Origin of the sequence: Streptomyces tirandamycinicus (genome assembly GCF_003097515.1) — a bacterium.
GTDB lineage: Bacteria > Actinomycetota > Actinomycetes > Streptomycetales > Streptomycetaceae > Streptomyces > Streptomyces tirandamycinicus.
This window is the reverse complement of sequence record NZ_CP029188.1, coordinates 6,898,764-6,912,417: the sequence shown is the minus strand read 5'-3', so window position 1 is coordinate 6,912,417 and position 13,654 is coordinate 6,898,764. Positions and strand designations below refer to the sequence as shown.

Below are 13,654 nucleotides of genomic sequence, written 5' to 3'. Positions count from 1 at the left end.
GTCGACGGGGATTCCGGCTGTCCGCGGTGCGCACAGCCGGGCCGCCGGTCCCACCGCCTACGGTGCCATCTCGTACGCCCCGGACAGCGCCTCGACCCGCTCCCAGACGCGTGCCGAGCGGGCCTCGTCGACGACGGGCCGGCGGACGGCGCCCAGAGCCCAGGCCTGCTGCTGCTCGGTGGCGGAGTCCTTGCCGTGCAGTTCGACGGCGTAGCCGGAGAAGTCGCGGACCAGGACGGCGAAGAGCTCGTCCAGCACGTCCTGGTCCAGGCCGGTGAGCCGGGCCTGCTCAAGGATCAGCTGGCCGTGCACCACCAGGGCGAACAGCTGCCCGACGGCGAGCAGCAGGTCCAGGTCGCGACTCTGCTCCTCGTCGGGGGCGGCCGTGCCGACGAACGTGCACAGGGCGTCGGCCTGCTCGCGGAGGCGGGCGACGTTGGGTACCGCGGCGTAGGCGTCGAAGGCGGCGCGCCAGTCGTGGAAGCGGATGGAGCCGAGTCCCCGGGCCGGCCCCTGCCGGAAGAGGAACGCGTCGTCGGCGGCGTCGAGCCGGGTGGGAACCTCGGGGTAGTCCACCGGTTCCAGCAGGTGGTTGCGCATGAACTTCAGGATCAGTGCGAGGTTGACGTGCACCGTGCCCTCGAGCTTCGGCAGGCCCCGGATCTCGACCGCGGCCTGGGCGAAGTAGTTGTCCTTCTCGAAGCCCTTGGCGGCGATGACGTCCCACATCAGGTCGATGACCTTCTCGCCCTCGGTGGTGACCTTCATCTTGGTCATCGGGTTGAAGAGCAGGTAGCGGCGGTCGTCCGGGCCGGCGGAGCGGAAGTAGTCGACGGCGCGGTCGCTGAACAGCTTCATGCCGACGAGGCGTACGTAGGCGTCGGTGAGTTCGCGCCGCACATGCGGGAACGCGGTGACGGGGCGGCCGTACAGGATGCGGTTGTGTGCGTGGGTGACGGCCTCGTACATCGCGTGCTCGCAGATGCCGACGGAGGCGGTGCAGAGGTTGAACTTGCCGACGTTGACGGTGTTGAGGGCGGCGTCGAAGGCGGCACGGCCGGTGTGCAGGACGTCCTCGGGCGCCACCGGATAGTCGTCGAGCCGGAACTCGCTGACGTACTTGGAGGAGTCGACGACGTTCTTCACCAGGTGGTACGCGGGGTGGCGGCTGTCGGCGGCGAAGAAGACGTATCCGTCCGGGCCCTCGACGTCGGTGCGGCGGCCGAAGACCGAGACCAGCCCGGCGGCGTTGCCGTTGCCGATGTAGTACTTGGACCCGGTCGCCCGGAAACCGCCGTGGCCGTCGGGCTCCAGCAGCATGTCGGTGGAGTAGATGTCGGCGCCGTGGCTCTTCTCGGAGAGACCAAAGGCGAACACCTCGCCCCGGGAGAGGAGTTCGGCCGCACGGGCACGGGCGGCGGCGTTGCCGCTCTGCCACACCGGCCCGAGGCCGAGGATGGTGACCTGCCAGGCGTACCAGTAGTCGAGGCCGTAGAACCCGAAGATCTCGTTGAGGGCGGCGACACGGGCGGTGTCCCAGCGCTGGTCCGGCCGGGCGGCGTCGGTCGCCGGGGTCAGGAAGGTGGCGAACAGGCCCTCCTTGGCGGAGAACGCGAGGAAGTCCTCCAGCCAGACGCGGGAGCGGTAGTCGTCGATCAGCCTGCGCTTGCCGCGGGACTCGAACCAGTCGACCGTGGCGCGCAGCAGCCTGCGGGTCTCGGGGTCGAAGTGCGCCGGGTCGTAGGTGCGGGGGTTGAACAGGAGTTCGTCGGCCATCAGATACGCCTTCCGGAGGTCGAGGGTCGGATGGGTGGGCGCGGGCGGTGCGGTTCGCCGCGGGGCGGGGGCACGGGCGGCGGAACCGGTCGGGGCCTTCCGCGCCGGTCGCCCGGTTCAGCTGCCCGGAGGTGCGGCGCCGAGCCGGTGGAGGGTCGCGAGGACGTCGTCGAGCCAGGCGATGGTCATGCGCTCGTAGGCGATCCCCCCGCGCAGCACGACGTGCTGGAGTTCCTGGCGGGTGTCGTGCGGCCGGGGCGCTTCGGGTCCGGTGAAGTCCCGCTGCTCCCCCGAGAGGTAGTGCGCGAGCCGGTCGCTGTGGGCCTCGCGGTGCCGCTCGACCTCGGAGATCAGCGCCGCCGGGTCGTCGAAGGCGGCACCGCGGATCTTCACGGCGAGTTCGTGGCGGATGCTCTCCGGTTCGACCGGCTCGTGCAGCCACCGCGAGAGGGCGGCGCGGCCGGGGCCCGCGACCGAGTACTCCTTCTTGTCCGGCCGGCCCTGCTGGGCGACTTCGCGGACCTGCAGCAGGCCGTCGCCCTCCATGCGCTTCAGGACGCGGTAGATCTGCTGGTGGGTGGCGGTCCAGAAGTACCCGATGGACCGCTCGAACCGGCGCGCGAGCTCATAGCCGGAGCCCGGCTTCTCCAGCAGGGAGACGAGGATCGCGTGTTCGAGAGCCATACCCCCGATCCTTATGTGCAACTCGTTGCATAGGCAAGTGGAGGTATGCGGATGAGACGCGACTCACCCGCGGGCCGTGACGCCACGGCACTTCCGGGGCACCGGCACGGGCCCCGGCGAGGTCGCCGAAGCGCTCCCCGGGGCCCGTACCGTGCCCGTTTCGTTCCGTTCCGTTCCGCTAGAAGGTCAGGTTCCAGGCGTCGATGCGCCCGGTGTCCTGGGCTGCGGTGTCGCGTACCCGCAGCTTCCAGGTGCCGGCGGCCGCCTCCGACGAGGCGTTCACCGTGTACGTCTTCACGACGTTGTCGGCGCTGTCGCCGTCCGGGAAGTCCTCCAGCAGGTAGACCGTGCCGTCCGGGGCGACGAGGGACAGCACCAGGTCACCGCGGTAGGTGTGCTTGATGTCCACGCCGACGCGGAGCGCGGCGGGGGCGTTGCCCGTGAGACCGGTGACCGTGATGGGCGACTCGACGGTGGTGTTGTCGGTGACGGCCACGTCGGTGGTGTTCTCGAAGTAGCGGGCCGGGGGCGGTGTGCCGCCGACCGCCTTCAGCGCGTCGACCTGCCCCTCGCCGAAGAAGGCGTTGTCGGCGGTCGTACCCGTGCAGCGGCTGTCGGACGGGCAGGCGGTGTCGTTGGCCTGCGCGGCGAGGCGGGCACGCAGATCGGCCGGGGTCGCGCCCGGGTCGGCGCTCACCATCAGGGCGGCGACGCCCGCCACGTGCGGGGACGCCATCGACGTGCCGTTCATGTTGCCGTACTTGCCGCCCGGGAGTGTCGAGTACACCCCGTACGCACCGTCGCCGCCCGGGGCGGCGACGTCGATGATGCCACGGCCGAAGTTGGAGTACGACGCCTTGACGTTGCCGTTCCCCATCGCGGCGACCGTGACGACGCCCGGCAGCTCCGTCGGGATGTCGATGCAGGCGTTGGTGATGGTGCGGGTCACCGGCGTCGAGTCGTTGGGGCTGGACCTGTCGGTGCGCTTGTTCGCCAGGTCGTAGTTGGAGTTGCCGGCGGCGGCGACCTGCAGCGAGCCCTTGCCCTCCGCGTACTGCTGGGCGCGCCTCACGCCCTCGATGATCGCGGCCTGGTCGGCGTCGTCCGGGCAGTTGAACATCCACGGATCGGTGTAGTAGCTGTTGTTGGTGACCTTGAAGCCGTGGTCACCGGCCCACATGAAGCCGCAGATGGTGTTCTCGGCGAAGAACATGCTGGTGGTGGGTTCGGCGATACGGACGGAGGAGATCCGCACACCGGGGGCGACACCGATGACGCCCTTCCCGTTCCTCGCCGCGGCGATCGTGCCCGCCACATGCGTGCCGTGGTCGCCGATGTCGCGCCAGGCACCGGTGCGGGTGTCGGGCCTGCCGTAGGCGCAGGAGACCGAGTCCGCCGCGTTGAAGTTGGGCGCGATGTCCTGGTGCAGGTCGTCCACGCCGGTGTCGAGGACGCCGACCTTGACCGAGGCGGAACCGGTACTGACCGCCCACGCCTTGTCCGCCTTGATCTGGGTCATGTCCCAGCGGTTGGACTCGGTGAGGGTGGTCGGCGACTGGGACGGTGCCGCGGGCAGCGCGGGGTTGTACGCGTCAGCGGGCACGTCCGAGGTGCGGGTCGCCCCGACCTGCTGCACCCCGGAGACACCGCGCATGGTGCCGGCGAACGACGAGGACGTGGAGTGCGCGACGATCACACCGATGGCGTCGTAGTGCGCGAAGACCGTCCCGCCGTTGGCTGTGACGGCGCCGCGCACGGCGGCCGTGTCACCGGGCGCGGTGATCACCAGGTAGGCGCGGGTCCCGGCGGCCCAGACGGCCTGCGGGGCGGCGGGCGCCGCCGACGCGGCCGGGGCGGCCGGGGCGGCCGGGGCGCTCGCCTCTTGGGGAGCGGCCGGTGCGGCACTCGCGGGGACGGCCGTCACCAGAGCCGCCCCGACGGCGGCGAACGCCACGAGCGGACGTCTCAGGCGGCTGGATATGAGGGGGGTAGGCAATGCATCCTCCGGAAGCCCGGTCGCGCCGAGGCGCACACCGGGCGTGTGATGAACGGAATGGACGCAAGATTTCAGACCGCGGCGCCGCAGGGGAAGGTGTTGCCCGCACCCAACTGCCGCTGACGGAGAAGTGGTTGGCGAGTATTCCGCCCGTTTTGACTACCGGTCGGGCGGCTTGTCTCACCGGAGGACGGCCATGCTCCCCCGGCATCCGGACGGGGCGAGGGGCCGGTGCGGGCGCGCACAGCCGGGTGCGGGCGCGCCCAGCCGGCCGGGCCGGTACGTCGCCGCCGGCGGGCCGGGGCTCAGACGACGCGGTGCGGCGCCGCCGGCGAGCCAGGGGCGCAGGCGAGGCGAGACGGGCCCCAGCGGGGGCGGGGCTCAGGCCGGACGGTACCCGGGCGAGGCGGGGCGCTCATTCTCGCGTCGGCGGGTGGAGTGCCGCGTACGCGCCCGCGACGGAGGCGACCACCGCGACGCAGCCCGCGAAGACGAGTCCGGCCGTACGCAGATCCAGCTCCACGGCCAGGGCGCCGACACCGACCACGGGCAGCGAGATGCCGGTGTAGGCGACGACGAAGAACGCCGAGATGGTTCCGCCCCGGTGGTGCGCTGGTGCCGCGTCGCTGACCAGGGTCAGGGCGGCGCGGAAGGCGAGACCCTGACCGGTGCCGCCGAACAGCGCGCCCAGCACGAGCAGGGGCAGGGACTGCGCGAGCAGGGACGAGGCCACGAGCAGCAGTCCCAGCACGAGGACGCCGCAGCCGACGGGGAGCGCGCGGGCGGCCCCGACCCACGGTGTCAGCGACTGGCCGGCGGTCGAGGCCAGGAACACGGAGAACACGACGGCGCCCGACACCGCCAGGTTGTGCACCTGGAGGGTCACCGCCACGAAGCTGGGCGCCACCGCGGTGAAGAGTCCGAGGAGGGCGAATCCGGCGAAGGCCGCGACGGAAGCGGGGACGAAGACGCCCCGCACCCCGGGCGGTACGGAGATGCCCTGCGGCCTGAGCCGGGGCCGGCGCTGCGGGTCCTCGACCGTCTCGGGGAGCAGGATCGTCAGCACGCAGGCCACCGCGATGAGACCCAGGTGCACGCCGAAGACCAGCTTCAGCGGCCACGGCGCGTACTCCGCGAGCAGCCCGGACAGCAGCGGGCCGCAGCCGAGCCCGCCCATGTTCGCGGCGGTGGCCGCGAAGGCGGCACGCGCCTTCTTCTGCGGCGGGGCGAGTTCGATGACGGCGGCCGTCGCCGCCCCGCTGAGCAGCCCGGCCGCGCACCCCGACAGCAACCGGCCCGCGAACAGCAGCGGCAGACCGCCCTCCAGCAGGAAACTGCAGGCGCTGGCGGCCGAGAAGCCCATGGCGGCCAGCAGTACGGGCCGGCGCCCCACGAGGTCGGAGTAGTTGCCGGCCACGAGCAGGACGGTGATGACGGCGATCGCGTACACGGCGAAGACGACCGTCACCATCAGCTCGGAGAAGCCGATCTGCTCCTGGTAGAGCCCGTAGAGCGGCGTGGGGAGCGTCGTCCCCGCCATGCCGATGGCGAACACCGCGGCAGCCGCCGGATATCCCGGCCGCCGTGCCCCGCTCGCTCCGCCGCGGTGCGCCCCGCCTGTCTCCCCCGTGCGATCGGCCATCCCGGCACCCTACGGGTGATGGGCCGTCAGGGCCGCCCGCCACGGCGTGGGCGCGTCCGTCCCCGTCGGCCGGACGTGGACCGGCGGAGCGCTCGCACCACCGTACGGGGCGCCGGGCGCGGGGTGGCGGCGGTCATCACGGCATCCGGGCCGCCGCCGTGCACCGCACCGCGTAAGGCCGTCACCCCCGGAAGGCGGCCGGACCTTCGGGGGACGCCTCGGCGAGGGCCTTGCCGACCGCCTCCGCTCCGGCCCGGAGGCCGTAGACGGGTGTGCCGGGCTGCTGGCGCCAGGAGTCGTCGATGCCGCCGGCATCGACGGTGTCGAAGCCGAGCTCGTCGATCAGGGCGCGGACGACGCGCTTGGACCTCTCGTCGTCCCCGGCGACCGGCAGGGCCATCCGCTCGGGGTCTCCCGCGGGCCGCGGGCGTTCGAGGATGTCCTGCGCGTAGGTGCCGTTGAACGCCTTGATCACGGCGTGGCCGACGTGGCGCTCGGTCCAGCGGCTCTCGGTGAGCCCGCCGTCCTCGATCTCCGCGATACGCCCGTCGCGCTCCCTGGGGTAGTAGTTGCCGGTGTCGATCACGACGACGCCGTCGGCCGCGCCCTCGAACAGGCCGGTCGGCAGGTCGGGGACCCGCTTGAGGGGCACGGTGACCACGACGAGCTCGGCGCCCCGGGCCGCGTCCTTCGCGTCGGCCGGGGTGGCTCCGGTTTCCTCCGCGAGCGCGGTCAGGGTGTGCGGACCCCGGGAGTTGGCCACCGAGACGTCGTGTCCCAGTGCGGTCAGCCTCCGGGTGAGGTTTCCGCCGATGTTGCCCGCGCCGATGATGCCGATCTTCATGGTGATTCCTCGCATGGTGGGTCGGTGGATGATGCGGGTCCCGGCGAGCGCGCCTGGCCGGGTTGTCACACGGCCTCGGGGGAGCGGCTCGAACCGTTGTCGACCGGCTCCTTCTCGCCGCCCGCAGGGCTTCCCGGGATGGGCGGCACGGCAGGCGCCGGCGGAGCCGGGGCGAGGGCGCCTGATGCTCCGGGGGGCGGGAGGCCCTGGTGCCCATCAGAGCGATCCTTTCGCGTGCCGCTGGACGCCATTACTGAACCCGGCCGACGGCCGCCCTATTCCGTCCACCGCATTCCGCCCGCCGCATTCCGCCCGCCGTGTTCCGCCGGCGGTCTTCCGCCCGCCGCAGTCCGCACCCGGGTTCCGTCCGCCGTACTCCGCCCGCCGCAGTCCGTCGCTCCGAATGCGGGAGCCTCCGGGGTGTGGTGGCCCGGCACCTGTGCCCTCGGGCACGGGTGCCGTTCCGCCCGGGGCGCACGTGCGGGACGAGGGGGGTGAGGGGAGTGAGGGGAGTGAGGGGAGTGAGGGGAACGAGGCGGACGAGGCGGACGGAGATGAGTACCCGAACTCATGGCGCGAAGCGAGCCGAGACGCAAGGCTCTGCCCATGTCCATCAGACGATCAGCCGCAGCAACGGCCGTCCTCGTCGCGCTCACCGCGACGGCGTGCGGCACCCAGCGGGACGGGCCGACGCGGACCCAGGGGGCCGCCCCGGCGCCGTCCTTCACTCCACGGCCGACGTGCGCTCAGGCCGCCGAGGTACCCGTGGCCGTGCCGTCCTCCCCGGCCCCCAGCGTGGACGGCGGTCGTACGAGGGAGAACGTGGACGCTCCGCCCAACTACGCCGACAACCACGCCTACCGCACTCAGGCCCCGCTGGCCGCGGACAGCCGCGCCCAGGGCGAGGCGTCGGCCGCGCTCATCCGGACGGAACTGGAGAAGGCCCGTGCGGAGGGTGACTTCCGGGACGAGCGCATCGCGGCCGCGCTGCGGAACCTCGGCTGCGGCAAGGAGCACGGCGTACACATCGGGTACGGCTTCTACAGCGTCCACACGGGAGTCGCGTGCGTGTCCGGGCGCTTCACCGCGGAGGAGCTGACCGGCGAGGTACACGGCGCCTACGCCGAGCCCCAGCCCGGGACGGGACCCTGTGTCGAGAACCGCGGCGGCCACTGACCGGGCCCGGGCCGGTCGGTTCAGGTCAGGTCAGGTCAGGCCAGGCCCCGTCAGCGCAGGCAGACAGGCAGGCAGACAGGCAAGCAAGGTCAGGTTCGGCAGGCCGGGACCGGCCTGGCCTGGCCTGGTCCGGCCGCCCCGGGGCCTTCACCGCCCCGTCGGCCGTTCCGTGGCGCATCCGTCGAGAAGCGGGCCGAGTTCCCCCGCAACGCAGTTCAGCGCGCGTACGTCACGTTCGGCACGGGCGATGAGGATCGCGCCCTCGAGGGCGCCGATCATGAGCGTGGCGAGGGCCTCGGTGCGGCCGGACGGTACGCCCATCTCGCCCAGCGCGCGGGCCACCGGACGGTTCCAGCAGGCGAAGGCGTCGGCGGCGGCGACGCGGGTGGACTCGGTGGCGGCCGTGCAGTCCACCGTCGCCGCGGCGACGGGACAACCCGTTTCAAAACCCGAGGTCTCGTACTCGTCGGTCCACTGGCGCACCATGGCGGCGAACAGCCCGCCCGGCGTGGGGCGGGGCATCTCGGCGAGGAACCGGTCGACGCGCTTCGCCGCGTACCGCCCCGCCCAGGCGACGGCCTCGTTGACGAGTTGCTCCTTCCCTCCCGGGAAGTAGTGCTGGAGCGAACCGCGCGGTGCCGAGGCGTGGGTGGCCACGTCCCGCATCCCCGTGGCCGTGACACCGTCGCGCCGGATGAGCTGGGCCGCGCTGAAGACCATCCGCTCCCGCGGCCCCCGCCCGGAACCCGTCATCATCGACCTCCCACCGACCGGCGAACGAGGGCGCGTGGTCAGCGCCCGGGTCGCCTCAGCTTATCGACGCGAGCCGGACCGCCCCGGGCGACGGGGGGCCGAGGCCGGGGCCGGGGCCGGGGCCAGAGGTTCCGCTATGACGAGCGTCATAGGGTCCCGTATCATGACGAGCGTCATAGCGAGACAAGGCGACCGTGGTGGTGCTGGATGGACACCCGTATGGGCTTCGTGGGGCTGGGGATCATGGGGCAGCCCATGGCGCTCAACCTCGTACGTTCGGGTCGGGAGCTCGTCGTCTGGAACCGCAGCCCAGCCCGGTGCGAGCCGCTGCGCGCGGCGGGAGCCCGGGTCGCCGCCCGGCCGTCCGAGGTCTTCGCGCGGTGCGGCGTGGTGCTCATGATGCTGGCGGACGGGCCGTCGACCGACGCCGTACTGGGCCGAGGCACGCCGGAGTTCACAGCGAACGTCAAAGGACGGACGATCGTCCACATGGGCACGACGTCTCCGGAGTACTCCCGGCGTCTCGAGTGCGAGGTGCGTGCCGCGGGCGGACGGTATGTCGAGGCCCCGGTCTCCGGTTCCCGGGGGCCCGCCGAGGACGGCAGCCTGGTCGCCATGCTGGCCGGGGGGGAGGCCGCGGTGGAGTCGGTCCGCCCGCTGCTGCGCCCGATGTGCCACGAGGCGTTCGTCTGCGGCCCGGTCCCCAACGCCCTGCTGACGAAGCTCGCGGTGAACCTGTTCCTGATCACGATGGTCACCGGGCTGACCGAGGCGTACCACTTCGCGGACCGGCACGGCCTGGACCGGGAACGGTTCCTCGAAGTGCTGGAAGCGGGACCGATGTCCAGCGGGGTCCTGCGGACGAAGGCGCCGAAGCTGCTCGGCCGTGACTTCGAGGCCCAGGCCGCGGCGGCGGACGTACTCAAGAACAACCGGCTGATCGCGGAGGCCGCGAGGAAGTCGGGGCTGGCGTCACCCCTGCTGGACGTCTGCCACGCCCTCTTCGGGGAGGCCGTGGCGCTCGGCCACGGCGCGTCCGACATGGTCGCGGTGCTGCGGGCGGTCGAGGCGCGCACGGACGCCGAACGGCCGTCCCGAGACGAACGGGCCGAACGGGCCGAACGGGGATGACTGGGCGCTCGGTCGGCCCGCGGTGTGGGTGACGGCGGGGCAGCGGGTGTGGTCGACGGCAGGCAAGCGGGCCTGGTCCCCGCAACCGGAAGCCCCGGCCCGCGAGCGGAGGCGACCCGTGCTCCGCGAGCCGGGACCGGGCCGGCCCTCCTGACGTGGGCGGGGCGCACTACCCCCCGCGGGCGAAGAGGAGCTCGATCACCGGTCGTGCGGCCGCTGCGGGATCGTCCCCCATGTCCTCCGGCAGGGCTCCGGCCAGCCAGAGCGTGGCGAAGCCGTGCACGATCGACCAGGCGGCCAGGGGCGCGTGAGCGGACGCGGTACCCGGGCCGGCGGGCATCCGCTGCAGTCCCCCGGCCAGCGCCAGACCGGCCCGCTCACGCGCGGCGCGTACCTCCGGAGCGTCCGCGTGGTACAGCTTCGGCTGGAACATCAGGTCGAAGTGCGCCCGGTGTGTCACGGCGAAGTCCACGTAGGCCGTGCCCACGTCCAGGAGTTCACCGCCGGCCTCGGTCAGCGCGTCGGCGAGGAGCTCGAAGCCCTGGCACGCCACCGCGGTCAGCAGCCCGGCCTTGTCGCCGAAGTGGTGCTGCGGAGCGGCGTGCGAGACCCCCACCCGGCGGGCCAGCTCCCGGAGGCTCATGGCACCCGGACCGGATTCGCCGATCGCCTCGATCGCCGCGTCGAGAATCGCCCTGCGCAGGTCGCCGTGGTGGTAGGACTGACGCGCCATCGGAGGACCCCCATCTTTCCCTTGGCACGTCACTACAGCACACGGGCTCTTCCGCTGCCAGCGGCCACCGGATGCCGCCAGGTGTCGCCGAGACCGCCAGCTGTCGCCGGGACCGGCGGGAGCCGCCGGGGACGCCGGGAGCCGCCGGCAGCGGGCGGCCGGGCTCCGGGCTCCCGGGGACGGACGTGCGCCCGCGGCCGTCGTCGGTGGCCGCGGGCGCACTCCGGCGGTCGGCCGGTGCGGTTACCCCGCCCTTCGCGGAAGCGGCCGTTCGCCGGCGGGCCGCCCGACCACGAAACCTTCCCCTACGGGCCGCTCGACCGGCGGAGACCGGTCGACTGACGGGGACGAGTCGAGCGCCGGAGGCCGGTCGGCTGACGGAGGCCGCTTGAGCGCCGGAGGCCGGTCAACTGGCGCGGGCCGCCCTCGGGCCCGGGACGGTGATCCAGTGCAGGATGGTCTCCACCGTCCGGTCGTCGAGCGCACTGAGGGTGTTGATCGCGTCCAGGTCGCCGGGCAGCGGCGCGACCCCGTTGGCGGTCAGGGCCGAGTGCAGGTCCAGTCGCCGCCGGTCGTGCGCCGCGATCGGGATGGACAGCCGCTGCTCCGCGGCGGGCGGCAGGAGGTCGGTCTCGACACCCGCCGTCGCGGGGTACAGCCCGCCGATGTCACGCGCACCGAACACCCGGCGGGGGTCGTCGGCCGGCTCCGACAGCACCGACGACAGCGAAAGAAGGGGCTCAGCGGTCATGGAAGCCTCCAGGGTTGCGTCACTGACGCCACTGAGGGCGCTCCCCGGCGGCGGAGCGGTTCCTCCCCGCCGCACACATCACCCGTACGCCCTCAAAACCACGTCATCACACGATCTCGCGCGCCGAGGACCGCAGGAACCCGGGCGCGACCCCTCCCAGCTGCACGGACACAGCGCTCCGGGGAGGTGCGTGAGCTGTCAAGCCCCGAGTTCCCGGACGTGTTCCGGCGCGCCGCCCGCCGCTTCACTCGAGGTGGGGCCGCAGCCGCGGCCGTACGCAGACCTGGAGCAGACCTGGAGCGGCCATGGACACCCGAGCACCCGGCCACCGCCGGCCCGGCGGGCCCGCGGACGCCTGCCGGGATCAGGGAGCACCGGGCCGCGTGCGCCGCACGGCCCGGGGCCGGACGGCCGGGCTGCGGGGCGCGCTGTACCGGGCGCTCACCGCCGGCGGCGCGCCGATCACACGGCACGGCGGCGCCCGCCGGGCGGGCACGTACCGGCGGCGATGGACGGCGCTTCTGTCGGCCGTGCTTCTCGCCGTGGCCGCCGGAGCGGGGCTGCCGACCGCGGCCGCCGACGACGGCGGCCCGGCCACTCGGTCGCGGGGCACCGCGGCGAGCATCCCCGCCTCCGTACCGGAAGGGCTCCGCCCGTTCTACACGCAGCGGATCGACTGGGAGATCTGCGGCAGGGGCGTCCAGTGCGGCCGGCTGGAGGTGCCGCTGGACTACGCCGACCCGGCCGCGGGCACCATCCGGCTGTCCCTCGCCCGGGTGCGGGCGGCCGATCCCGCCGCCCGGCTCGGCTCGCTGGTCTACAACCCCGGAGGACCGGGTGTGTCGGGCGTCGACGCCGTGAAGTCCGCTCCCGAGCCGCCCACCACACCCGCGCTGGCCGCCCGGTACGACCTGGTGGGCTTCGACCCGCGCGGTGTCGGGGAGAGCATTCCGGTGTACTGCCCGCCCGGCAGCGCGGCCGGTGACACCGACCCGGCCGACATCACCCCGGACACCCCGGCCGAGGTGGACGGACTGGTCCGGTCCGCCCGGGAGACCGCCGCCGCCTGCCGCGCCGGTACGGGGCAGCACCTGGGCCATGTGTCCACCCTGGAGACGGCTCGGGACATGGACGTGCTCCGCGCCGTGCTGGGCGATCCCCGGCTGACGTACCTGGGCGTCTCCTACGGCACGTATCTGGGGACCCTGTACGCCGACCTCTTCCCGGACCGGGTCGGCCGGCTGGTCCTCGACGCCGCGGTCGACCCCCGACTCGACGCACTGGAGTCGCTGCGCGGTCAGGCCGCCGGATTCCAGGGGGCACTGGACGCCTTCCTCGCCGACTGCGCGAGCCGACCGGAGTGCCCCCTCGGCACCGATCCGGCCGAGGCCGCCGGGCGCCTTACGGAACTGCTCGCGCGGCTGGACCGCGCCCCGCTGCCGGCGGGCGGAACCTCACTCCTCGACCGGGACAGCGCAGTCGTGATCATGGCGCAGGCGCTGTACGCCAAGGACTCCTGGCCCGCGCTGGAGTCCGCGCTCGGCGCGGCCCTCGCCGGCAACGGGACGGAGTTCGCCGGGCTGGTCGAGACGTCCCCCGACGCCGCGTCCGACCGGTCCTTCGAGGCCATCTCGTGCCTGGACCTGCCGCCCGCCGCGGCCTCCGCCGAGGACGTGCGAGCCGCGCTGCCCTCCTTCCGCGCGGCCTCCCCCGTGTTCGGCGAGTGGCTCGCCTGGAGCGGACTGAGCTGCACGGACTGGCCGGTCGAGGCCGTCGGCGCGCCCCGTACGGTCAGCGCACCGGGCACCGGGCCGATCCTGGTCGTGGGCACCACACGGGACCCGGCCACGCCGTACCACTGGGCCGAGGCCCTGGCCGGGCAGCTGGAGTCCGGCGTGCTGCTGACCCGCGAAGGCGACGGCCACAGCGCGTACAACGTGGGCAGCGCTTGCGTCGACCGGGCCGTCGACAGGTATCTGATCGAGGGCCGGCCGCCCGCGGACGGCACCCGCTGCACCCGATGAGCACCGCCCCCGGCCCCGGACCGCACCCGCTGCACCCGATGAGCACCGCCCCCGGCCCCGGACGGCACCCGCTGCACCCGATGAGCACCGCCCCCGGCCCCGGACCGCACCCGCCGCGCCGGACCAGCCCCGCCCGCCGCTGAC

11 protein-coding genes are annotated in these 13,654 nt (G+C 73.4%); 3 read left to right on the top strand and 8 right to left on the bottom strand.

All coding sequences use genetic code 11. The features are described from left to right. Window positions 1–57: 57 nt before the first annotated feature. The 5 genes from DDW44_RS29805 to DDW44_RS29785 form a co-directional block, all read right to left on the bottom strand. Window positions 58–1,776, bottom strand: a complete 1,719-nt coding sequence (locus tag DDW44_RS29805; RefSeq protein WP_108908430.1) for an acyl-CoA dehydrogenase family protein — start codon at window positions 1,774–1,776, stop codon at window positions 58–60. Window positions 1,777–1,893: 117 nt separating this feature from the next. Then, on the bottom strand, window positions 1,894–2,460 hold the full coding sequence (locus DDW44_RS29800) for a PadR family transcriptional regulator (protein ID WP_027732569.1): 567 nt from the start codon (window positions 2,458–2,460) through the stop codon (window positions 1,894–1,896). Window positions 2,461–2,638: 178 nt separating this feature from the next. After that, the gene (locus DDW44_RS29795) at window positions 2,639–4,456 is read right to left on the bottom strand and encodes a S8 family peptidase (protein WP_425275678.1); all 1,818 of its coding nucleotides are present in this window, start codon (window positions 4,454–4,456) and stop codon (window positions 2,639–2,641) included. A 415-nt stretch (window positions 4,457–4,871) separates the two neighbouring features. Continuing rightward, window positions 4,872–6,098 (bottom strand): MFS transporter, encoded by a 1,227-nt coding sequence (locus tag DDW44_RS29790; protein WP_108908428.1) that lies wholly within the window; start codon window positions 6,096–6,098, stop codon window positions 4,872–4,874. Between the two features lie 181 nt (window positions 6,099–6,279). Then, window positions 6,280–6,957 (bottom strand): NADPH-dependent F420 reductase, encoded by a 678-nt coding sequence (locus tag DDW44_RS29785; RefSeq protein ID WP_108908427.1) that lies wholly within the window; start codon window positions 6,955–6,957, stop codon window positions 6,280–6,282. A gap of 591 nt (window positions 6,958–7,548) precedes the next feature. On the opposite strand from DDW44_RS29785, the gene DDW44_RS29780 reads away from it, so the two are divergent. Continuing rightward, a complete protein-coding gene (locus DDW44_RS29780; protein WP_244224148.1) occupies window positions 7,549–8,118 on the top strand; it encodes a hypothetical protein in 570 nt (189 codons plus the stop codon). Between the two features lie 147 nt (window positions 8,119–8,265). Here the strand turns inward: DDW44_RS29780 and DDW44_RS29775 are convergent, their stop codons facing one another. Beyond that, window positions 8,266–8,871, bottom strand: a complete 606-nt coding sequence (locus DDW44_RS29775; protein ID WP_026165363.1) for a TetR/AcrR family transcriptional regulator — start codon at window positions 8,869–8,871, stop codon at window positions 8,266–8,268. A 207-nt stretch (window positions 8,872–9,078) separates the two neighbouring features. Here DDW44_RS29775 and DDW44_RS29770 point away from each other — a divergent pair, with 207 nt between their 5' ends. Next, window positions 9,079–10,002, top strand: coding sequence for an NAD(P)-dependent oxidoreductase (locus DDW44_RS29770; protein ID WP_108908425.1), 924 nt, complete (start codon window positions 9,079–9,081; stop codon window positions 10,000–10,002). Window positions 10,003–10,171: 169 nt separating this feature from the next. Here the strand turns inward: DDW44_RS29770 and DDW44_RS29765 are convergent, their stop codons facing one another. Then, window positions 10,172–10,735, bottom strand: a complete 564-nt coding sequence (locus DDW44_RS29765) for a TetR/AcrR family transcriptional regulator (RefSeq protein ID WP_108908424.1) — start codon at window positions 10,733–10,735, stop codon at window positions 10,172–10,174. A 406-nt stretch (window positions 10,736–11,141) separates the two neighbouring features. Further along, window positions 11,142–11,486 (bottom strand): hypothetical protein, encoded by a 345-nt coding sequence (locus DDW44_RS29760; RefSeq protein ID WP_026282140.1) that lies wholly within the window; start codon window positions 11,484–11,486, stop codon window positions 11,142–11,144. Between the two features lie 383 nt (window positions 11,487–11,869). Between DDW44_RS29760 and DDW44_RS29755 the strand changes: the two genes are divergently transcribed. Continuing rightward, entirely contained in the window at window positions 11,870–13,510 is a 1,641-nt protein-coding gene (locus DDW44_RS29755; protein WP_279634821.1) for an alpha/beta hydrolase, read from the top strand. Window positions 13,511–13,654 lie beyond the last annotated feature (144 nt).